This is a genomic window from Cupriavidus oxalaticus (assembly GCF_004768545.1).
Lineage (GTDB): Bacteria > Pseudomonadota > Gammaproteobacteria > Burkholderiales > Burkholderiaceae > Cupriavidus > Cupriavidus oxalaticus_A.
The window spans coordinates 3,054,767-3,073,443 of the sequence record NZ_CP038635.1 but is presented as its reverse complement, the minus strand read 5'-3'; the positions used below and the strand labels follow the sequence as shown (position 1 = coordinate 3,073,443).

The window sequence follows — 18,677 nt, the reverse complement described above, 5'->3', positions numbered from 1 at the left end:
GGTCAATGAACGGAGGCGGAACATGCACCGAGATGAAGAAGGCATAGGGAAAGGGCGGGGCTCCAGGCTGGTGATGCTGGCCATGGCCGCCGCCGTGTTTGCGATTGCGGGCTGCGGCAAGAAGGAGACGCCGCCCAAGGAACAGCAGCCGGCGGCGCCAGTAGCGGCCGAGCCAGCGCCGGCCAAGGAGAATCCGCCGGTGGCGGCCAACGCGCCGGTTGCCGCAGCTTCGGCGCCCGCGCTGGCGGCCACCGCGCCGTCCGGCAAGAAGCCGAACATCCTCGTCATCTTCGGCGATGACGTCGGGCAGACCAACATCAGCGCCTACAGCCACGGTGTGGTGGGCTATCGCACGCCCAATATCGACCGGATCGCGAACGAAGGCATGATGCTCACCGACTACTACGGCGAGAACAGTTGCACGGCGGGCCGCTCCACCTTCATCACCGGCGAGGTCGGGCTGCGCACGGGCCTGCTGAAGGTGGGTATTCCGGGCGCGCCGGTCGGCCTGCAAGCGCAGAACGTGACAATTGCCCAGGCGCTCAAACCGCTTGGCTATGCGACCGGGCAGTTCGGCAAGAACCACCTGGGCGACCGCAACGAGTACCTGCCGACCGCGCACGGCTTCGACGAGTTCTTCGGCAACCTGTACCACCTCAATGCGGAAGAGGAGCCTGAGCGTCCGTACTACCCGAAGAACGACACGGCCTGGGTCAAGGCGAATGGGCCGCGCGGCGTCCTCCACTCCTACGCCGACGGCAAGGTGGAAGATACCGGTCCGCTGAACCGCAAGCGCATGGAGACCATCGACGACGAAACCACGGCGGCGGCGATCGGCTTCATGGAGAAGCAGGTGAAGGCGGACAAGCCGTTCTTCGTGTGGATGAACACCACGCGCATGCACGCGTTCACGCACGTGCGCGAGTCGATGCGCGGACAGAGCGGCATGCCTGGCAATGAGTACGCGGACGGCATGCTCGAACACGACGGCGACATCGGCAAGCTGCTCAAGTCGCTCGACGACCTGAAGGTTGCCGACAACACCATCGTTGTCTACACGACCGACAACGGACCCAACCAGTGGTCCTGGCCGGACGCGGCAACCACGCCGTTCCGCAGCGAGAAGGACACCAACTGGGAAGGGGCATTCCGCGTGCCGGCACTGGTACGCTGGCCGGGCAAGATCAAGCCTGGCACGGTGTCCACGACCATGATGTCCGGTCTCGACTGGTTCCCGACGCTGCTTGCGGCCGCCGGCGATGCCGACATCAAGGACCGGCTGCTCAAGGGCGCCAACATTGGCGGAAAGTCCTTCAAGGTCCACCTGGATGGCTATAACTTCCTGCCGTACCTGACCGGCCAGACCAATGCCGGGCCCCGCCAGGACTTCTTCTACTTCAACGATGACGGCGTACTGGTGGCAATGCGCCACAACGACTGGAAGTTCGTGTTCTGCGAGCAGCGTCACCCGGGCGGCTTCGAAGTCTGGGCCAACCCTTTTACCTGCCTGCGCGTGCCAAAGGTGTTCAACCTGCGCATGGATCCGTATGAACGGGCGGATATCGTCTCCGATCAGTACTATGACTGGACGGCGAAGAATGCCTATATGGTCAGCTATGCATCGTCACGGGTGGCGCCGTTCCTCCAGACGTTCAAGGACTACCCGCCCAGCCAGCGCCCGGCGAGCTTCACCATCGACCAGATGACCGAGGCGGTGATGAAGTCCCTCGACAAGGGGGCAGCCGGGAAGTAATTCCAGTGGCAATGGTTGGCCGGGTCATCCCGGCCAACCTCTTCACCAGGATCGCACCATGAGAGAAGCGCATGCCGGCGCCAACGCCGGCAAGCAGCAAGCGCGGCACAGTTCTGACAAGCCGCGGCGCGCGGAAGGCGCCGCCTTGCAGGCAGGGCAGGGTCAACTGGCGCATCACGGCGCCATGCTGACACCTGCCCTGCTGCTTTTCGTGTCCGGTGCGGCCGGACTGATCTACCAGATTCTCTGGATAAAGCAGCTCGCGCTCGTGGTCGGCGTGGATGTGCACGCCGTCACCACCGCCGTGGGCGCATTCTTTGCCGGGCTCGCACTCGGCGGCTGGTTGTTCGGGCGTGTCGCGGACCGCCATGCGCGGCCGCTGCGGCTGTATGCGTGGCTCGAAATCGCCGTGCTGGTGCTGGCCATTGGCGCCACGCTGGCGCTGGCGCGCTCCGCCGCGCCGTTCGCATGGCTGGAGAGCCGCGCCGGGCTGCTGGCCTGGGCGTTGCCGTTCGTGCTGGTGATCGTGCCGGCGGCAGCCATGGGCGGCACGCTGCCGGTGCTGATGCGTGTGCTGGCGTCGCGCCCCGGCTACATCGGCACACATGGCGGACGCCTGTATGCCGCCAACACCACGGGCGCCATTGCCGGCACGCTGCTGGCGGGCTTCGTGCTGATCCCGTGGCTCGGCATCACCGGCAGCGCGCTGGCCGCGGCCACGCTCAACGGTCTCGCCGCGGTCGCCGCGCTGGTCCTGGCTTCGCGCACCGTGCCTGCGCAGGAACCGGCCGCCACCGCTGCCGCGCCAGCATCCGCAGAGCGCGTGCGCGATGCGGACGACGGGCGGCTGGCGCTGGTGCTTTATGCCGCCGCGGGCGGCATCGCGCTCGGCTATGAAGTGGTGTGGTCGCAGGCCATCGTGCAGTTCATCAGCACGCGCACCTTTGCCTTCACGGTGGTGCTGGCGACTTATCTTGCTGGCCTTGCCATCGGCAGCGCGCTGGCCGCGCGGCGGGCCGATCGGGCGCGCGACCCGTGGGGCGCATTCGCGATGCTGATCGCCGCCGCAGGGCTGGTGGCGCTGCTCGAAATCGTGGTGCTTGGCGAATGGCTGCTGCAGGCGCAGGCTGGGGTGTCGGCCTGGGTGCAATCGGCCACGTCGAGCGGCCTGGCGGCCGCCTGCGCGAGTTTCGCGGTTGCGGCGCTGTGCGTGGTGTTCGTGCCTACGCTGCTGCTGGGCGCGGCGTTCCCGTTCGTGCTGCGAGTGGGCGTGGACAACCACCGGCTCGGCGCCGGCGTGGGCGCGGTGGTCGCGCTCAACACGCTGGGCGGCATCGTCGGCACGGCGGTGGCGGGGTTTGTCCTGGTGCCGCGCATCGGCCTAGTCCATACGCTGTCGCTGCTGGCCGTGGGCGCCGGCATGGTCGGCATCGTTGCGGTCGCGCTCGGCTCGGGTGTGCGCAAGCTGGCGCGCTGGTCGGTGCCGATGGTGGCGGTGCTTGCGGTGATTGCCGCGGCGCTCGCGCCCGCGGACCGGCTCGCCACGCTGCTGGCGCGCGCACGTGGCGGCGAGATCGTGTTTTACGAGGAAGGCCGCGGCGCCACCGTGGCGGTGGTGAAGCAGTCGTCGCCGAGCCACACATTCAACCGCCTCTATATCCAGGGCGTGTCCAATTCCGGCGACACCATGACGTCGCTGCGCTACATGCGATTGCAGGCGCTGCTGCCGCTGATCGTGCATGGCGGCACGCCGCGCTCGGCGCTGGTGATCGGCCTCGGCACCGGCATCACGGCCGCTGCCACGCTGCCATATCCGGGCCTGGAACAGCGCGTGGTGGCCGAACTGCTGCCGCCGGTGCTGCGCGCCGTGCCGCAGTTCCAGGGCAACTTCGGCGTGGCCGGGGACAAGCGCGTCGAGATCCGCCTGCGTGACGGCCGGCGCGAACTGTTGCAGAGCGAGCAACGCTACGACCTGATCACGCTGGAACCGCCGCCGCCTTCGGCCGCGGGCGTGGTCAACCTGTACTCGACCGATTTCTATCGCCTCGCCGCGGCACGGCTGCAACCGGGCGGACTGGTCGCGCAATGGCTGCCGTTGCCCACGCAGAACGATGAAGACACGCGCTCGCTGGTGCGTAGCTTCCTCGACGTGTTCCCGCACGCGACGCTGTGGACCACGGAGCTGCACGAGATGATGCTGGTCGGTTCGCCGTCGCCGATCACACTCGATGCGGTGCGCATCCGCCAGCGTTTTGCGGAGCCCGAAGTCGCGTCGGCGCTGCGCGCGGTGGGCGTGGCGTCGCCGGCAGCGCTGCTGGCGACCTGGGTGACGGACCGCGCGGGCCTGGAGCGCTATGCCGGCGATGCGCCCGCCGTGACCGACGACCGCCCGCGCATCGAATACGCTACCTGGGTGCGGCGCGCCGAGTTCCCGCAGGTCCTGCAGCGCCTGCTGACGCTGCAGACCGAGCCGACGGTGACGGGTGCCGATGCCGGGCTGATCGCCGACATCGGGCGCGAACGCGAAACGCTGCACACTTTCTACACTGCCGGCCTCGACGCCTATTACGGCGACCGCGACGCGTGGGCGCTGCATATGCAGCAAGTCATGCGTGCCGATCCCGACAACCCTTACTACGCCTGGTTCGGAGGTGGCCGCCGAACGCCCGGGCCGGCGCCATCGAGGAAGCCCCATGAGCACCCGTGACGACGTGCTGGCACTGCAGCAGCGGATGGGCGAAGCCATCGTCGGCCAGCAGCACATGATCGAGCGCATGTTGCTGGGCCTGCTCGCTGACGGCCACCTGCTGGTTGAGGGGCTGCCGGGGCTGGCCAAGACGCGCGCGATCAAGGTGCTGGCGCGGAACCTGGAGGCGAAGCTGTCGCGCATCCAGTTCACACCCGACCTGCTGCCGGCCGATATCACGGGCTCCGAGGTGTACTACGCCGAGGGCGGCAAGGGCGAGTTCCGTTTCCAGCCCGGGCCGATCTTCGCCAACCTGGTGCTCGCCGACGAGGTCAACCGCTCGCCGGCCAAGGTGCAGGCGGCGCTGCTCGAAGCCATGGAAGAGCGCCAGGTCACCGTCGGCGGCGTCACCCACAAGCTTGATCCGCTGTTCCTGGTCATGGCTACGCAGAACCCGATCGAGCAGGAAGGCACCTACCCGCTGCCCGAAGCGCAGATGGACCGCTTCCTGATGCACGTGAACGTGACCTATCCCGAGGCCGACGCCGAGGCGCAGATCGTGGCGCTGGCGCGCGCCGAGGAGTCCGGGGCCGCCCCGGGCGCGCAGTCGGCCGCCGCGCAGAAGCTGGCGCCTGAAGTCATCTTCGCCGCGCGGGCCGAGATCCACGGCATCCACGTGAGCGAAGCGGTCGCGCGCTACATGGTGGCGCTCGTGCATGCCACGCGCGAACCCAAGGCCGTCGACGACGAGCTGGACCGCTGGATCCAGGTCGGCGCGAGCCCGCGCGGTTCGATCGGGCTGGACAAGGTGGCGCGCGCCCATGCCTGGCTGCGCGGTCACGACTTCGTCTCGCCCGAGGATGTGCAGGCCGTGGTGCACGAGGTCTTCCGCCACCGCCTGATCCTGTCGTACGAGGCGCACGCGGCCGGTGTCAGCGCCGATGCCGTGATCGACCGCCTGGTGCGGCAGGTGGCCGTGGCCTGACGCGGCGGGCGGCGCCATGCGTTCCCACCTTGCCTCGCTCGGCCGCTCGCCGGTGCCCGCCGGGGAGGGGCCTGATTCGCGCGCGCAGCCTGGTGTCAGCGTCGATGCCGCGGCGCTGGCGGCGCTCGAAGTTGCCGCGCGCGATTTCCATTTCCTGCCGCGGCAGCCCGTGCACAGCGTGCTGGCCGGCCGGCATGCCTCCAGGGTGCGCGGGCGCGGCCTGACCTTCGAGGAGGTGCGCGGCTACCTGCCCGGCGACGATATCCGCAGCATGGACTGGCGCGTCACGGCGCGTACCGGCAAGCCGCACGTACGCGTGTACAGCGAGGAAAAGGACCGGCCGGTGCTGCTGCTGGTGGACCAGCGCATCAACATGTTCTTCGGCAGCCGCCGCGCGATGAAGTCCGTGGTCGCGGCCGAGGCCGCAGCGCTGGCCGCGTGGCGCGTGCTGTCCGAGGGCGACCGTGTCGGCGGCCTCGTGTTCGGCGACGGTGAATGCACCGAGCTCGCGCCGCGCCGCAGCCGCCAGGCGGTGGAGCACATGCTCGGCGAGATCGCGCGCCATAACCAGGCGCTGCGCGCCGATGCCCCCGCGCGGCGCGGCGCCGGCCAGCTCAATGCCGCGCTCGAGCGCGCGGCGCGGCTCGCGCGGCATGACCACCTCGTCATCGTCATCAGCGACTTCGACGGGCATGACGCGGCCACGCGCGACCTGATGCTGTCGATGAGCGCCCGCAACGACCTGCTGACGATGCTGGTCTATGACCCGTTCCTGCTCGAACTGCCGGCCTCCGGCCACCTTGTCGTCAGCGACGGCGAGCTGCAGGTCGAGCTGGGATTCGGCCACGCGTCGACACGCAAGGGCATTGCCGAATTCGTCGATGCGCAGAGCCGCGACCTGCTGGGCTGGCACCGCGCCATCGGCGTGCCGCTGCTGCCGCTGTCGGCTGCGGAGGAAACGCCGCTGCAACTGCGCCGCCTGCTCGGGCAGGCGCTGCCGCAAGGCCAGGGAACGCTGCGCGCCCGGCAGGGAGGGCGGCCATGAGCGACCTGGTGCACAGCACGGCCGCGCCCGACAGCGCCACGATTGCCGGCGATCTCCTGCATATGGCCGAGGTGGTCGTGCCGCCGCCGCCGTCATGGCGGCCGCAGACCATCGGCTGGCCGGTGGCCGGCGCGATCGTGCTGGCGCTGCTGGCCTTCGCGGCCTGGCGCTGGTGGCGCCACTTCCGCGCCAACCGCTACCGCCGCGAAGCACTGACCGAGCTGGCACGGTTGCGCGCGGGCATGTCCGCGTCGCCGCAGGCTCGCGCGCACGCGCTGGTTGCCATGGCGGAGCTGCTCAAGCGCACCGCGCTGGCGGCGTGGCCGCGCACAGAGGTGGCGAGCTTGGCCGGCGCCGAGTGGGCGCGGTTCCTGCAAGCCTATGCGGGCAAGGCCGGCGCGGCGGCACCGGTGCTCGCGACGCTGGTCAATGACGCGCAGTACCGCGATGCGGCCGCGCTGGCGCAATGGCCCGACAGCCAGGTGACGGCAACCGCCGCGGCCTGCCAGCAATGGATCGCCGGCCACCATGTACCAGTTTGAATACCCGTGGCTCTTCGTGCTGCTGCCGCTGCCCTTGCTGCTGTGGTGGCTGTTGCCGCCGTATCGCGAGGAAAGCCCGTCGGTGCGGCTGCCGTTCTTCGGCGAGGTGGCCAGCGCCGTGGGGCTGAAGCCGGCGCCGGGCGCGGTCGTGCCGCGCAGCAACTGGCTGCAGCGCATCCTGGCGCCGCTCGCATGGGCGCTGCTGGTGACCGCGCTGGCGCGCCCGCAGTTCCTGGAGGCGCCGATCGAGAAGGTGCAGCCGGCGCGCGACCTGCTGCTCGCACTGGACCTGTCGCAGTCAATGGATACGCAGGACTTCCGCGATCCGGCCGGCGCGCTGATTCCGCGCGTGCAGGCGGTGCGCGAGGTAGTCAGCAGCTTCGTGGCGCGCCGGCCCGGCGACCGCGTCGGCCTGATCGTCTTCGGCGACGCGCCGTACCCGCTGGCGCCGTTCACGCTGGACCACGCGCTGGTGCAGGCCATGATCCATGACCTGCTGCCGGGCATGGCCGGGCCCAGCACGGCGTTCGGCGATGCCATCGGCCTTGGCATCAAGATGTTCGACCAGAGCCAGGCGCCCGAGAAGGTGCTGATCGTGCTGACCGACGGCAACGACACCGCCAGCAAGATGCCGCCCGAACGCGCCGCGGAGATCGCCAGGCAGCGGCACGTGATCGTGCATACGATCGGCATCGGCGATCCTTCCGCCGAGGGCGAGCAGCGCGTCGATCTGGGCGTGCTGCAGCGCATCGCCGCGCAGACGGGTGGACGCTATTTCTTCGGTGCCGACCAAAAGGGACTCGAAAGCATCTACGCAACGCTCGACCGCATTACGCCGCACAACCACAAGACGCTGTCGTGGCGGCCGCGGCGCGAGCTGTTCATGTGGCCGCTCGGCGCGGCGGTTGGCATGGTGCTGGCGTACCAGCTCATCATGGCGGCGTGGTCGGCATGGCTTGCGCGTCCGCGCCGGCGTGGCGCGCCGCAACCGGCGGCGCAGGAGTCGTGATGCAGGCGCTCGCGGATTTCCATTTCCTGCGCCCGTGGTGGCTGCTGGCGCTGGTCCCGGCGGTGCTGCTGGTGTGGGCCGTGCGCCGCCGTGGCGATGTGCGGCGTCGCTGGCGCGATGCGATCGCTCCGCACCTGCTGGACGCGTTGATGGTCGGCGAGCGGCGCCGGCTGGCCATCCGTCCCGTGCACCTGACTGCGCTGCTGCTTGCGCTCGGCGCCATTGCGCTGGCCGGTCCCGCGTGGGAGCGCGAGCGCCCGCCGTTTCTCGACGACAAGGCGCCGCTGGCGATCGCCATCGACCTGTCGCCGACCATGGATGCCATCGACGTGACGCCCACGCGGCTCGAGCGCGCGAAGCTCAAGGTCAAGGCGCTGCTGGCGCGCCGCGACGGCGGACGCACCGCTATCTGGGCCTACGCCGGCTCCACGCACCTGGTGCTGCCGCTGACCGACGACGCCATGCTGCTGCAGACTTTCGTCGATGCGCTGCAGACCCGTATCATGCCGGCGCCCGGCAGGGACACCGCACTTGCGCTGCGCACCATCGACGCGGCGCTCGCGCAAGAGGAGGTGCCCGGCACCATCCTGTTCCTGACCGACGGCGTGGAAACCGCCGCCGTGCGCGCGTTCAAGACCCGGGCAGGCAGCGGGCGCAGCCAGCCGGTGGTGCTGGCGATCGGCACCGAACGCGGCGGCCCGCTGCGCAGCGGCACCGACGGCTTTGTCGAGAAGGACGGCGTGCGCGTGTTCGCGCGCATGGACACGGCCGCGCTCAAGCGCTTTGGCGAGGACACCGGCGTGCCGGTCGCCACGTTCACGCCCGACAGCGACGACGACGTCGCCTGGGTGCAGCGCCATGTGCAGTCGCACCTCGCGCAGAAGCAGTCGGCGGACAACACGCGCTGGAAGGACGAGGGCTGGTGGCTGACGGTTCCCATCGCACTGCTCGGCGTGCTGTGGTTCCGCAAGGGCTGGACCGTGCGCTGGATCACCGGCGTGCTGCTTGCCGTGGCGCTGGCGGCGCCGCAGCAGGCGCTGCGCGCGCAGGCGCCGGCGCCCGATGCCGAAGCGCCGCGCGCGTCGCGCTTTGTCGACCTGTGGCTCACGCATGACCAGCAGGGCCGCCGGGCCTTCGAGCGCGGCGATTTTGCCGCCGCCGCCGCGCTGTTCGACGACCCCATGTGGCGCGGCGTGGCGCAGTACCGCGCCGGGCAGTACGCGCAGGCGGTGCAGAGCTTCGCGCTGATCGATTCGCCCGAGAGCGACTTCAACCAGGGCGATGCGCTGGCGCGGATGGGCAAGTACAAGGACGCGGCCGCGCGCTACCGGGAGGCCCTGAAGCGCCGCCCGCAATGGCCCGCGGCAACGGCAAACCTGGCGCTCATGGAGAAGCTGGCCGCGAAGGCGGAAAAGCCGAAGGAAGGCGAGGAGCCGCCCGACATCAAGCCCGACGAAGTGAAGTACGACAGCGAGTCCAGGCCGCCCGAAGGCGAGGGCAAGAAGCTGGAGATGGGCGCGGTCGAAAGCGCGGAGACCTGGATGCGCGCGATCCAGACCACGCCGACCGAACTGCTGCAACGCAAGTTCGCGCTGCAGCAGGGCCAGGCGCAGCCGGGCGCCGGAGCCAAACCATGACGCGCGCGGGTCGGGGCTTCGGCATCTGGCTCGCCGGCCTTGCGCTATGGCTGGCGAGCGCGCTCGCGCTGGCGGCCGATCCCCTCGTGCGCGTCGACGTGGCGGCGCGGCAGCCCGTGCTGCCGGGCCAGCAGATCCGCGTCGACGTGACGATACTGGCGCCCAACTTTTTCCTGTCGGCGCCCGTCTTCCCGACACTGCAGGTGCCCGGCGCGATCGTCACCATGCCGGACGACCGCGGCCAGAACACGGTCGAGACCATCGGCGGCGTGAGCTATGCCGGCATCCGGAAGACCTACCTGTTTGCCGCGGAGCAGGGCGGAGATTTCCGGTTGCCGCAGGTCTCCATCGCCTTCACTTATTCCGGCGACGACGGCAAGCCGCGCCAGGGCAGCGTGACGCTGCCGGCCACCACGATCCGTGCCGCGGGCGCAGCCGGCGCGCCGGCCGTTGCCACGCTGCCGGTGGCGCGCCTGAACGTCACGCAGCGCTTCGACCGCCCGGTCAGCGGCCCGCAGGCGCAATTCCATGCCGGCGACGCGCTGGTGCGCACTATCATCACGTTCGCGCCGCAGACGCAGGCCATGATGATCCGGCCGTCCAAGGTGGAAGCGCCGGCCGGCGTGCGCGTGTTCGCGGGCGATCCGCAACTCAGCGATGCCGCGCACGACAGCGCGGGCAACACGGGCGGCAGCCGCACGGACCGTCTCACCTATGTGTTCGAGCACGCCGGGACCTATACGCTGCCGGCGATCAAGGTGGAGTGGTTCGACCCGGTCACGCGCAAGCCCGGCGAATCGGAGGCGCCCGAGGTGAAGGTAGACGTGGCCGGCGCGCCGCACCTTGCAGGATTGTCCCCGACCGGCCCCCACGCCGCGCCGTTGCCCGGGGAGGGCGGGACCGCGTGGCGCCTGTGGCTGTGGGCGGCCGGCGGCGCCCCGGTTTTGCTGCTGGGATGGCTGCTGCTGCATTGGGCACGGCCGCGCGTGGCACGCCTGCGCCGGGCGCTCGCGGCACGGCGCAGCGCCAGGGCGGCCGGCAGCGAGGCGCGGCTCGCGGCGCTGCTGCAGGCCTGCCGCGCGAACGACGCGCCGGCAGCCTATCGCGCCCTTGGCGTGTGGTCGCGCAGCGCGTGGGGCAAGGCACCATCGGAGTGGGCGGCAGGCACCGACGCGGCGCTGGCTTCCGCCGTCGATGGACTCGAACGGCGCCTGTTCGGTGCCGGCACCGGCACGGGGCAATGGAACGGCAGCGAACTGGCGGGCCTGTTGCCGAAGTACGGCCCAGCACACCGGCCTGTCCGGGCGCATCGGGCCACGCCGGCAGCCCTGCCGCCGCTCAATCCCTGAGCCCCGCTGGCGAACCGGCCGGATCGACTATGATGGGCGCCTCGCCGCCAGCCTGCCCGGAATCGGATGGTCCTTATGCGTGCCTGGCGGCGGCTTCTTGTCCACTTTGCCCGATGCCGCCATGGCCCGCCTTCAACTCGATCTTCCCGACGACCAGTTCTGCTATTCGACCCACCTGACCGTGCGCGTCACCGACATCAACTCGGCCAACCACCTGGCCAACGATTCGATGATCTCGATGATCTCCGAGGCGCGCGCCCGCTTCCTCTATGAGTTCGGCAGCGAGGGAGACAAGGTGGAGGGTCTCGGCATCATCGTCACGGACCTGGCCACCATGTACCGCAACGAAGCGCACGCGCGCGACCAGCTGCTGTTCGAAGTCGGCGTGATGGACTTCAACAAGTACGGCGGCGACATCATCTTCCGCATCACGCGCCCGGCTGACGGCACCCTGATCGCCATGGCCAAGTCCGGCTTCGTGTTCTTCGACTACGTCGGCAAGACCGTGATGCCGATGCCGGCCGGATTTGCCGACCGCTTCCCCAAGGTGAACTGGGTAGCGTAACCGGCGTATCGGTGCGCCGGCGCGCGGCAGCGCGCGCCGCCAGCATCAGCTCTTGCGCTCGCCGCCCAGCGCTTCGGTCAGGTCGCCCAGCAGGCCCGACAGCTCGCCGGCCATCATGGCAAAGTCGGCGTCGAAGCGCTCGTCTTCGTCATACGTGGTGCCGTCGGCCTGTTCCTTGATCACGTCCAGCGGCGCCACCTTCTTCACCACCAGCCCGTCGGTCAGCACGAACGAGACCCGGTCGTTCCAGGTCATCGCCAGGCGCGTGCAGCGCTTGCCGGCGGCAATGTGCCGGCGCAGGTCTTCAGGATCGAGGGGGTGGCGCACGTAGCGCACCGTGGCCTTGCTTTCGCTGCCGGACTGCAGCTCGATTTCCTGGTCGACGGTGAAGCCGCCCGGCGCGGCGTCGCCGGCCAGCCATTCGGTCATCGCCGCCACCGGCGACTGGTTGACATGCAGGTTGACCAGGGGCAGCGGATCCAGCGCCTTGAATAGCATGCCGCGCACTTCATCGGCCTTGGCCGCGGCAGCGGCGTCGATCGCCAGCCAGCCGTTGTCCGGGTCGATCCACACGCGGGTGTCGCGGCGGATGCTGAAGGCGCGCGGCAGCAGTTCCTCGGTGACCTGCTCCTTCAGTTCCTTCAGCTGCTTGCGGCCCGGCTTGTAGCCTTGCTGCTCCTCGATCTCCGCGGCGCGTGCGCGTGTGACCTGGTTGACCACGGTGGTCGGCAGCAGCTTCTTCTCGGTGCGCAGCGTCAGCAGCATCTGGCGGCCGACGGCGTGGACCAGCTGGCCGTTGTCACGGGGCGAGGCCCAGCCCTGCGTCTGCATTTCGAGGCTGGTGCCGGGGTAGAAGGCGTGCTTCGCCAGGCTGGCTTCGACCTCGTCGGCGCCGGGCGTCCACGGGGCGGAGAAACGATGGACCTGCAGGTTCTTGAACCACATGAGAATTCGGCCAAAGGGACGAATTCTATCCCCTCGCGGCGGATGGCCGCGAAAAACCGCCGCCGCACGACCGTCGGACCGTGCGGCGCAAGCCGGCGCCAGGCGCTTACAGGTCGAGCCGGGTGACCTTGCTGCCTTCGAGGCTCAGGCCTGCCATCAGCCCGGCATTGGTCATCACGAAACCGACGATCGGCTGCTGCGCGGTATTGGTGTCGAGCACGCCGCTGGCGCCGACCGTCGCCAGCGCGACGGTAGCGTCGACACCAGCGGTCCAGCCTGAACTGCGCACGAATTTGTCGTACGCGTCCTGCGTCAGGAACATCAGGATCACCGACTTGGACTGCGCGCCGATCTGCCAGCCGACCGAGCCGGAGACCAGGCGGTAATAGCCGCGCGTCGCGCCGCCCGAGCGCAGCGCGCCGTCCCCATATTCGCCGCCGACGATAAAGCCCGCCGACAAGGTCTTGGGGAACACCAGGATGCCGCGCGCGCGATTGCCGAGTTCACGCGAGCCGTTGACCGAGCCATACAGGCGCGACAACGTGGCATCGACGCCCGAGTCCAGCTCGCGGCGCCGTGCCGCCTTGTCGGTCGGTGCGTCGGGCTTTGTGGTGGTGCAGGCACCCAGTGCCAGGCTGCCCAGGGCAAGGCCCGCGCTGGCGGTCAGGAAGTTTCGACGTTTCATCTTGTCTCCTTGGGTGTTGTTGTCGTCTCTGAAGCATAGGCGGCAAAAGCACTCGGACAAAAGATCACGTGGTGACGAGTCGTTTCCATTTGTGACGAAGGTAGCCTCGCCCGGGCATTCATGGCAGTTTGTCGGCTCCAGAAATGACTACGCATCCATGCGGCACCGCCGCATCGCATCATCAAGGCATGAAGAAATTACTTACCGCCCTGCCACTGGCCTTGCTCGCCGCGTGCGCTTCCCAGCCCTCGACCGGACCCGCCAGTGAAACTACCAACGCTGCCGCCAGCGCCGCCACCGCCGACAGCAGCGGCTGGCAGGCGCTGCGCGCCAAATACATGGACTGCGTCAAGGAGAAGGCCGACGACAACCTGTCGTCCAAGGGCCAGTCGAAAGACGTGGCGAATGCGGCGCTAGCCGCATGCCAGTCCGACCTGAACGCCATGCACGACTCTTTCCGCAGTTACCTGGACGGCCAGATGTCGTCGGCGCACGGCAAGAACAGCGCCCGCCAGGCGGCGGCGCGCGTCACTGCCGATACCCGCGACAAGGCGCGCAACTACCTGGTGCGCTATGTCGAGAACCAACGCTACGCGTCGCGCGTGAACTGACGCCGCGCCGCGGGCGCGCTCACAGCATCTCCAGCGCCCCCGGCCCGTCCGGAGGCGGGAAGATGCGGTCGAGTTCGGCCAGCTGGGCCGCCGACAACGGGTGCGACAGCGCGCCGATATTCTCCTGCAGGCGCTCGCGCCGGCCGGTCTTGGGGATGGCGATGACGCCGTCCTGCGCCAGCAGCCAGGCCAGCGCCGCCTGCGCCGCGGTCATGCCGTGGTCGCGCGCGAAGCGCTTCAGCCCCGGGTTGCCCAGCAGCCGCGATTGCTCGATCGGCGAGTAGGCCATCACCGGGATGCCGCGCTGGCGCAGCCACGGCAACAGGTCCCATTCGATGCCGCGCCGGCCGAGGTTGTACAGCAGCTGGTTGGTTGCCATGCCGTCGCCGCCGGGCGCGTCCCATAGCTCCTGCAGGTCTGCCAGGTCCAGGTTGCTGACGCCCCAGTGGCGGATCTTGCCGTCGCGCTGCAGCGCCTGCATGGCGGCGACGGTCTCTTCCAGCGGCACGCCGCCGCGCCAGTGCAGCAGGTAGAGGTCGATGCGGTCGGTGCGCAGCCGCTGCAGGCTGCGCTCGCACGCCTGCACGGTGCCGCGGCGGCTGGCGTTGAACGGATAGACCTTGCTGACCAGGAAGGCTTCGTCGCGCCGTCCGGCCACGGCCTCGCCGATCATCTCCTCGGACTGGCCCTCGCCATACATCTCGGCGGTATCGATCAGCCGCAGGCCCAGGTCCAGGCCCAGCCTCAGCGTGGCGATCTCTTCGGCGCGCGCGGCGGGCGACTCGCCCATGTTCCACGTTCCCATGCCGAGCGCGGGGATGCGCTCGCCGTCGGGCAGGGTGATCTGTTTCATGCGTCGGATTCCAGGATGGCCGGGTTGGATGCCGGCGGCACCCAACTCACACTAGTTAACAACGCACTAAATGTACAAGCGGCGGGGCCCCCGATTGCTTCAGACCAGTCCGGTCACAAAATACAGCCCAGCGCGATAACGCCGCCCTGCAGGCGACGCGCGCTTCATCCGTGCTGGTGCCGATACTCCTGCGTGCGGCCGCCGTAGCCATACGCCGCCGCGCGGGCATCGATCACATGCACATAAGAGACGGGATGCAGGTTGCCGAGCAGGCCCGCCATGGTCTCGAACACAGCCTGGATGAACTGCGCCTTCTCGGCTTTGGTATTGGTCTCATCGGTGACGCTGATATCGAGATGGAAGGCGTTGCGGCCCTGCTCGGACAGCGGCACGCCGCCGATGATCCAGCTGTCGTGCGGCACGTAGTGGACGGTGATGGCAATCACGTCGCGTTTCTTGCCGAGCACGCTTGCGGTCAGGTCGGCGATGGCGGCGGCGCTGCGGCGGGTGAGGGCGGCATCGGGCTGGCCGGACAGTTGCAGGACGATGTGGGGCATGGCTGGCTCCTGGTTTCGTGGGTGGGTGATGCCATGTTAGGAGCCGGTGTAGTATCGGAAAAGCGGGAATGTCCGATACCATCCATCGGATTTGCCGAAGTAACTGCGGCCGCCTTTGCCACCCTCTGCCAGCCCATGCCGGAGCGTCCCATCATGCGTGGATTCGACACAGACCAGTTGCGCACCTTCGTCACCGTTGCCGACTGCGGCAGCCTGTCCGCCGCCGCGCCCCGGCTGTTCCTGTCGCAATCGTCGGTCAGCGAACAGCTGCGCAAGCTGGAAGAGCGCGCCGGCGTGCCGCTGCTGTCGCGCGGGCGGCACGGCGCGGTGCCGACGCCGGCCGGCGCGCGGCTGCTGGAGCACGCGCGGCGCATCCTCGCGCTGAACGAACTGGCGCTGCAGGAACTGCGCGGACACGCGCTGGAAGGCGACCTGCGGCTTGCCGTCACCGACTACTTCCGCCCGGGCGAAATCGCCGGCATGCTGCGGCGCCTGCGCGAACGCTATCCCTACCTGCGGCTGCACGTGACGGTGATGAAGAGTGCGGCAATCGATGCCGCCGCCGACATGGATGCCTTCGATATCGGCCTGAGCATGCGCCTGCCGCGCGGCCGCCACACCCCGGGCAAGAGCACGCGGGGCACGGTGCTGCGGCGCGAACCGCTGGCCTGGGTGGCGGCCTCCGGCGATGCCGATGCCTTGCCCGCCACGCTGCCGCTGGTGCTGCTGCCCGACACCTGCTCGCTGCACCAGTTCGTGGTGCAGCTGCTGCTGCGCAAGCGCTTGCCGTTCGAGGTCGCGCACTCGGCCTCGGGCGTGGCGGGCCTGCATCTCGCGCTCGCGGCCGGGCTCGGGCTGTCCTGCCTGAATGCAGCGGCGATCGGGCCGGGCGTCGCGCCGCTGGACGGCGGCACGGTTGCGCGGCTCGGCTTGCCGCGCCTGCCCGAAGCGGAGTTCTTCCTGCTACCTGCCCGCCGCAACGAATCGCCGTTCATTGCCGAGGCTCGCAACGTGCTGGCCGAGCAGTTGGCCTGAGTCGGCCCACCTGAGTCGGCTCACAAGTCAAACACCAGCGTACTGCCCCGGTCAACGCCGATCTGAAAACAACGCTCGCGCGGCAATAAATGGGAATAATTCGCAATCTCATTGACCCCTTCATTCTCATAATTGATAATGCATCGCTTTCTTAAAAAGAATTACAGTCAATTACAGGGAAATGAGAATAAAACTTCACCCGATCTGCGCCGCGGTGGCAGGGACTCTTGTTTTTCAACCGATGGCAGCCTGGTCGCAGGCGACACCGACTGCAGCGGCGCAGCTGCCCGAGGTCACCGTCAAGGCCGACGTCAGCCGAGAACTGGGCGCCGGCTACAACCCGCCCAACGCGCTCAGCGCGACCAAGACCGAAGCGCCGCTGCGCGACGTCCCGCAGACCGTCAACGTGGTCACCGCCGAGGTAATGCGCGACCAGCACGCCACGTCGATGCAGGACGCGCTGAAGAACGTGCCCGGCGTGTCGTTCTCGCATGGCGACGGCCAGCGCGACCAGGTCTCGATCCGCGGCTTCACCGCGATCGCCGACCAGTTCGTCGATGGCATTCGTGACGATGCGCTGTACTTCCGCGACCTGTCCAACGTGGATCGCGTCGAAGTGGTCAAGGGCCCGGCGGCGGTGCTCTACGGGCGCGGTTCGGCAGGCGGTCTGATCAACCGCGTCACCAAGAAGCCTGGCATCGACGTCACCGATTTCGCGCTGAGCTATGGCATGTGGGCCGACCGCCGCGCCGAGGCCGACGTCGGCCGCGTGTTCGCCGACGGCGCCGCCGCGTTCCGCATCACCGGCGCCGTGGAGAAGGCCAACAGCTATCGCTCGCAGCAGTTCCTGGACCGCAAGGCGATCGCGCCGTCGCTGGAGCTGCGCGTCGCACCCGAGACCACCGTGCTGTTCCAGGCCGACTACCTGGAAGACCGCCGCGTCACCGACTTCGGCATCCCGGCCTACCAGGGCCGCCCGGTCGACGTGCCGGCCTCGCGCTACTACGGCGCGGCCAATGCGCGCGATGCCGACTACTCGCAGTCGCGCGTGTTCTCCGGCACCGCCACGATCAACCACCGCTTCAACCAGAACTGGTCGATCCGCAACGCCACGCGCTACTACCACTACTCGCTGGACCGCAACAACACGCTGACCGCTGCGGTCAACGAAGCGGCGCGCACGCTGACCATGAACCACGGCAATGTCCGCCGCGAGGAACATGGCTGGTTCAACCAGACCGACCTGACCCAGAAGGCCACCTTCCTGGGCATGGAGCACGAGATCCTGTACGGCATGGAGATCGGGCAGCAGAACAAGGACCAGGTCAACAACACCAAGCCGGTGCTCGGCGCCAACGGCCGCCCGGCAGTGTTCGACCTGTTCAACCCGGTGCTGATGACGCTGCCGCTGAAGGCGCCGGGCAACCCGACCACCTCGAACCTGGGCGTGTTCGACACCCTGGCGTTCTACACCCAGGACATGATCAAGTTCAGCGAGCAGTGGAAGGCGCTGGTGGGGGTGCGCTACGACAACTTCCAGCAAGAGACCAGGAACCGGATCGCCGGCCAGCGCGACCTGTCGCGCACCGACACCGCCTGGAGCCCGCGCGCCGGCCTGGTGTGGCAGCCGTCGAAGGCGCAGTCGTACTACGTGTCGTGGAGCAAGTCGTTCCAGCCGTCGGGTGAGGCCTTTGCGCTGGCGGCCAACAACGCCGACCTGGCGCCCGAGACCACCAACAACACCGAAGTCGGCGCCAAGTATGACTGGCTGAACGGCAAGGCCAGCACCACGATCTCGGTGTTCCGCCTGGAGCGCAGCAACATCAAGGTGGCCAACGCCACCAACACGGCACTGCTGCCGATCGGCGAGCAGCGCACCGACGGCATCGAGATCTCCGGCGCGGCCGAGCTGGGCGGCGGCTGGCGCATGCTGGCGGGCTACGCGTACCTGGATGCCACCATCACCAAGTCCACCGCCGCGCTGCAGGGCAAGCGCGCCACCATCACGCCGCGCCACTCGGGCAACGCGTGGGTGACCAAGGACCTGGGCCACGGCTTCGGCGTGGGCGCCGGCCTCAACCTGGTGGGCGCGCGCTATGCCGATCCGCTCAACACCGTGACGCTGCCCGGCTACGTCACCGCCGACGCTATGGCCTGGTACCGGCGCGGCGCCTTCGAGGCGCAGCTGAACGTGTACAACCTGTTCGACAAGGGCTACATCGTGTCGGCGCACGGCACCAGCCCTAACCTGAACATGCCGGGCGCCCCGCGCAGCGTGATGGCGACGCTGCGGTACCGGATGTAAAGCGCAGCATCGAGGACAAAAAAACCGGGCGGTGAGAATCGCCCGGTTTTTTTTCGCCAGCCGCGTCGCCGCGCCATCGCATGCTGCCGGCGGTTGCGGAGAAACCCTGAGTCAC

At 68.9% G+C, this 18,677-nt stretch carries 16 protein-coding genes; 12 read left to right on the top strand and 4 right to left on the bottom strand.

What is annotated here, in order from left to right; genetic code table 11:
* The first annotated feature begins 22 nt into the window (after positions 1-22).
* From E0W60_RS25065 to E0W60_RS25025, 9 genes are all read left to right on the top strand, one after another.
* Positions 23-1,753: an arylsulfatase gene (locus tag E0W60_RS25065; RefSeq protein WP_431189887.1), complete on the top strand. Its 1,731-nt coding sequence runs from the start codon at positions 23-25 to the stop codon at positions 1,751-1,753.
* Between the two features lie 58 nt (positions 1,754-1,811).
* Positions 1,812-4,460 carry a fused MFS/spermidine synthase gene (locus E0W60_RS25060; RefSeq protein ID WP_135705940.1) on the top strand — a complete coding sequence of 883 codons (2,649 nt, stop codon included), beginning with the start codon at positions 1,812-1,814 and terminating at the stop codon, positions 4,458-4,460.
* The gene (locus tag E0W60_RS25055) at positions 4,447-5,424 is read left to right on the top strand and encodes an AAA family ATPase (protein ID WP_135705939.1); all 978 of its coding nucleotides are present in this window, start codon (positions 4,447-4,449) and stop codon (positions 5,422-5,424) included. The genes E0W60_RS25060 and E0W60_RS25055 overlap by 14 nt, the downstream gene beginning before the upstream one ends.
* Positions 5,425-5,440: 16 nt before the next feature.
* Positions 5,441-6,469: a DUF58 domain-containing protein gene (locus E0W60_RS25050; protein WP_135705938.1), complete on the top strand. Its 1,029-nt coding sequence runs from the start codon at positions 5,441-5,443 to the stop codon at positions 6,467-6,469.
* Positions 6,466-7,011 carry a DUF4381 domain-containing protein gene (locus tag E0W60_RS25045; RefSeq protein WP_135705937.1) on the top strand — a complete coding sequence of 182 codons (546 nt, stop codon included), beginning with the start codon at positions 6,466-6,468 and terminating at the stop codon, positions 7,009-7,011. The genes E0W60_RS25050 and E0W60_RS25045 overlap by 4 nt, the downstream gene beginning before the upstream one ends.
* Positions 6,998-8,020, top strand: a complete 1,023-nt coding sequence (locus tag E0W60_RS25040) for a vWA domain-containing protein (protein WP_135705936.1) — start codon at positions 6,998-7,000, stop codon at positions 8,018-8,020. The genes E0W60_RS25045 and E0W60_RS25040 overlap by 14 nt, the downstream gene beginning before the upstream one ends.
* On the top strand, positions 8,020-9,657 hold the full coding sequence (locus E0W60_RS25035) for a VWA domain-containing protein (RefSeq protein ID WP_135705935.1): 1,638 nt from the start codon (positions 8,020-8,022) through the stop codon (positions 9,655-9,657). The genes E0W60_RS25040 and E0W60_RS25035 overlap by 1 nt, the downstream gene beginning before the upstream one ends.
* On the top strand, positions 9,654-11,006 hold the full coding sequence (locus E0W60_RS25030; protein WP_135705934.1) for a BatD family protein: 1,353 nt from the start codon (positions 9,654-9,656) through the stop codon (positions 11,004-11,006). The genes E0W60_RS25035 and E0W60_RS25030 overlap by 4 nt, the downstream gene beginning before the upstream one ends.
* A 121-nt stretch (positions 11,007-11,127) precedes the next feature.
* Complete coding sequence (locus tag E0W60_RS25025; protein WP_133092349.1) at positions 11,128-11,571, top strand: thioesterase family protein; 444 nt, start codon at positions 11,128-11,130, stop codon at positions 11,569-11,571.
* Between the two features lie 45 nt (positions 11,572-11,616).
* On the opposite strand, the gene E0W60_RS25020 is transcribed toward E0W60_RS25025, so the two are convergent.
* Together E0W60_RS25020 and E0W60_RS25015 are read right to left on the bottom strand one after the other, a co-directional pair.
* Positions 11,617-12,516, bottom strand: a complete 900-nt coding sequence (locus tag E0W60_RS25020; protein ID WP_135705933.1) for a recombination-associated protein RdgC — start codon at positions 12,514-12,516, stop codon at positions 11,617-11,619.
* Positions 12,517-12,622: 106 nt separating this feature from the next.
* Complete coding sequence (locus E0W60_RS25015; RefSeq protein WP_133092347.1) at positions 12,623-13,201, bottom strand: BPSL1445 family SYLF domain-containing lipoprotein; 579 nt, start codon at positions 13,199-13,201, stop codon at positions 12,623-12,625.
* Positions 13,202-13,389: 188 nt separating this feature from the next.
* On the opposite strand from E0W60_RS25015, the gene E0W60_RS25010 reads away from it, so the two are divergent.
* Positions 13,390-13,812 carry a hypothetical protein gene (locus E0W60_RS25010; RefSeq protein WP_135705932.1) on the top strand — a complete coding sequence of 141 codons (423 nt, stop codon included), beginning with the start codon at positions 13,390-13,392 and terminating at the stop codon, positions 13,810-13,812.
* Between the two features lie 19 nt (positions 13,813-13,831).
* Here E0W60_RS25010 and E0W60_RS25005 read toward each other — a convergent pair whose 3' ends face one another.
* Together E0W60_RS25005 and E0W60_RS25000 are read right to left on the bottom strand one after the other, a co-directional pair.
* Positions 13,832-14,665 (bottom strand): aldo/keto reductase, encoded by an 834-nt coding sequence (locus E0W60_RS25005; protein WP_135705931.1) that lies wholly within the window; start codon positions 14,663-14,665, stop codon positions 13,832-13,834.
* A 164-nt stretch (positions 14,666-14,829) separates the two neighbouring features.
* Complete coding sequence (locus E0W60_RS25000; RefSeq protein WP_135705930.1) at positions 14,830-15,222, bottom strand: tautomerase family protein; 393 nt, start codon at positions 15,220-15,222, stop codon at positions 14,830-14,832.
* A 153-nt stretch (positions 15,223-15,375) separates the two neighbouring features.
* On the opposite strand from E0W60_RS25000, the gene E0W60_RS24995 reads away from it, so the two are divergent.
* Positions 15,376-16,257 carry a LysR family transcriptional regulator gene (locus tag E0W60_RS24995; protein ID WP_135705929.1) on the top strand — a complete coding sequence of 294 codons (882 nt, stop codon included), beginning with the start codon at positions 15,376-15,378 and terminating at the stop codon, positions 16,255-16,257.
* A 181-nt stretch (positions 16,258-16,438) separates the two neighbouring features.
* Complete coding sequence (locus E0W60_RS24990; RefSeq protein WP_135705928.1) at positions 16,439-18,562, top strand: TonB-dependent receptor; 2,124 nt, start codon at positions 16,439-16,441, stop codon at positions 18,560-18,562.
* The last annotated feature ends 115 nt before the right edge of the window (positions 18,563-18,677 follow it).

Bases quoted from the DNA above. Each gene is read 5' to 3' on its own strand.
- E0W60_RS25060 (WP_135705940.1), top strand. From the start codon at position 1,812: ATGAGAGAAGCGCATGCCGGCGCCAACGCCGGCAAGCAGCAAGCGCGG.
- E0W60_RS25005 (WP_135705931.1), bottom strand. From the start codon at position 14,665: ATGAAACAGATCACCCTGCCCGACGGCGAGCGCATCCCCGCGCTCGGC.
- E0W60_RS25030 (WP_135705934.1), top strand. From the start codon at position 9,654: ATGACGCGCGCGGGTCGGGGCTTCGGCATCTGGCTCGCCGGCCTTGCG.
- E0W60_RS25045 (WP_135705937.1), top strand. From the start codon at position 6,466: ATGAGCGACCTGGTGCACAGCACGGCCGCGCCCGACAGCGCCACGATT.
- E0W60_RS25065 (WP_431189887.1), top strand. From the start codon at position 23: ATGCACCGAGATGAAGAAGGCATAGGGAAAGGGCGGGGCTCCAGGCTG.
- E0W60_RS25050 (WP_135705938.1), top strand. From the start codon at position 5,441: ATGCGTTCCCACCTTGCCTCGCTCGGCCGCTCGCCGGTGCCCGCCGGG.
- E0W60_RS25000 (WP_135705930.1), bottom strand. From the start codon at position 15,222: ATGCCCCACATCGTCCTGCAACTGTCCGGCCAGCCCGATGCCGCCCTC.
- E0W60_RS25055 (WP_135705939.1), top strand. From the start codon at position 4,447: ATGAGCACCCGTGACGACGTGCTGGCACTGCAGCAGCGGATGGGCGAA.
- E0W60_RS25035 (WP_135705935.1), top strand. From the start codon at position 8,020: ATGCAGGCGCTCGCGGATTTCCATTTCCTGCGCCCGTGGTGGCTGCTG.
- E0W60_RS24990 (WP_135705928.1), top strand. From the start codon at position 16,439: ATGAGAATAAAACTTCACCCGATCTGCGCCGCGGTGGCAGGGACTCTT.
- E0W60_RS25020 (WP_135705933.1), bottom strand. From the start codon at position 12,516: ATGTGGTTCAAGAACCTGCAGGTCCATCGTTTCTCCGCCCCGTGGACG.
- E0W60_RS25015 (WP_133092347.1), bottom strand. From the start codon at position 13,201: ATGAAACGTCGAAACTTCCTGACCGCCAGCGCGGGCCTTGCCCTGGGC.
- E0W60_RS25025 (WP_133092349.1), top strand. From the start codon at position 11,128: ATGGCCCGCCTTCAACTCGATCTTCCCGACGACCAGTTCTGCTATTCG.
- E0W60_RS25010 (WP_135705932.1), top strand. From the start codon at position 13,390: ATGAAGAAATTACTTACCGCCCTGCCACTGGCCTTGCTCGCCGCGTGC.
- E0W60_RS24995 (WP_135705929.1), top strand. From the start codon at position 15,376: ATGCGTGGATTCGACACAGACCAGTTGCGCACCTTCGTCACCGTTGCC.
- E0W60_RS25040 (WP_135705936.1), top strand. From the start codon at position 6,998: ATGTACCAGTTTGAATACCCGTGGCTCTTCGTGCTGCTGCCGCTGCCC.